At 37.0% G+C, this 1,520-nt stretch carries 1 protein-coding gene; it reads left to right on the top strand.

Annotated features, from left to right (window positions below):
* Positions 1-97 precede the first annotated feature (97 nt).
* Positions 98-1,429 carry an IS1182 family transposase gene (locus tag GVJ38_RS14105; RefSeq protein WP_159723814.1) on the top strand — a complete coding sequence of 444 codons (1,332 nt, stop codon included), beginning with the start codon at positions 98-100 and terminating at the stop codon, positions 1,427-1,429.
* Positions 1,430-1,520: the final 91 nt, after the last annotated feature.

The following is a 1,520-nucleotide window of genomic DNA, read 5'->3' as shown; positions in this document are numbered from 1 at the left end:
TCAGACTGTAGACAAAGTCATGAAAATGACTTAAGTTTACAGTCTTTTTTTGGTATAATATAAGTAACAAATACAGTAATATCAAGGGGTTGATCTTATGATGAGCAGACGTACGAAGGACTCTAGAAATTACTTTGAGTTTGTATCAATTGAAGATTTTGTACCCGAAGATCATCTTGTTAGGAAAGTGGACAAAGCACTCGATTTCGAGTTTATTTATCCACTCGTTGAATCAATGTACTCAGATATTGGTAGACCGAGTATTGATCCAGTCATCCTTTTCAAGATGGTCTTTATTCAATACCTTTTTGGAATTAGATCAATGCGGCAAACGATTAAAGAGATTGAAACGAACATGGCTTATCGCTGGTTTTTGGGTTTGGAAATTTCTGAGAAGCCACCACACTTCTCAACCTTCGGAAAAAACTACGTTCGTCGATTTAAAAATAGTGATGTGTTTTACCAAATTTTTCTACAGATTCTAAATGCGGCAAACGCACGCGGTTTTATCGATGATGAAGTCATCTTCGCAGATTCAACGCATATCAAAGCAAATGCAAATAAACATCACTTTACGAAAGAAATGGTGGCACAAGAAGCAAAAGTATACCAAAAACAATTGGAACAAGAAATCAACGAAGTGAGGGTTTCAGAAGGAAAAAAGCCTTTTGAATTTGATAGTCGTGAACTGAAAGAAAAGAGGATAAGTACGGTTGATCCAGAAGCTGGGTATTTCGTAAAAGGTGAAAAAGAAAAACAATTTGCCTATTCTGCGCATACTGCCTGTGACAAGAACGGGTTTATCTTGGGAACAATAGTTACCCCCGGCAATATTCATGACAGTCAGATTCTCCCTCCGCTTTTAGAACAATTAAAAAAATTACCATTTTACCATCCTTACGGTCTAGCAGCTGATGCCGGTTATAAAACATCGACAATCGCTAAAGTGCTTTCTGAGAATGCCCTTCGGGCGATTTTACCTTATACAAGACCTAAAGGAGATCAAGACATGTTTAGAAAAAATGATTTCCTTTACGATGAATATTTTGATCAATACATTTGTCCTAACGAGAAAACTTTGAAAGTTAGCACGTTGGATCGCAATGGCTACCGAACGTATCTCTCGAATAAGAAGGAATGTAAAGTTTGTCCACTGCTAAGTCAATGTACGAAAAGCGAAGGACATCAAAAAGTAATTAAACGACATATATGGCAGAATTTTCTTGATGAAGCTGAGGAATTGAGATACACGATTTATAATAAGCTGATGTACAAGAAACGCAAGGAAACAATTGAACGAGTCTTCGCGGATGCAAAAGAAAAGCATGGGCTAAGATGGACGAAGCTTCGAGGTAGTGTAAAAAATCAACACTACGCGATGCTTGTTTTTGCCGCAATGAACCTCAAAAAATTAGCCAGTTGGCTATAAACCATACCTAATAAGCGGGTCGAGTTACCCGAAACTATTGAAAAAGTACTAACAAAATACATATAAAAGTAAAAATCCCTTTTCGAAACCA

It is taken from the genome of Enterococcus sp. CSURQ0835 (assembly GCF_902706605.1).
Lineage (GTDB): Bacteria > Bacillota > Bacilli > Lactobacillales > Enterococcaceae > Enterococcus_A.
This window is presented reverse-complemented; position numbering and strand designations above follow the sequence as displayed.

Coding starts and splice junctions, on each gene's coding strand:
- GVJ38_RS14105 (WP_159723814.1), top strand. CDS start 98: ATGATGAGCAGACGTACGAAGGACTCTAGAAATTACTTTGAGTTTGTA.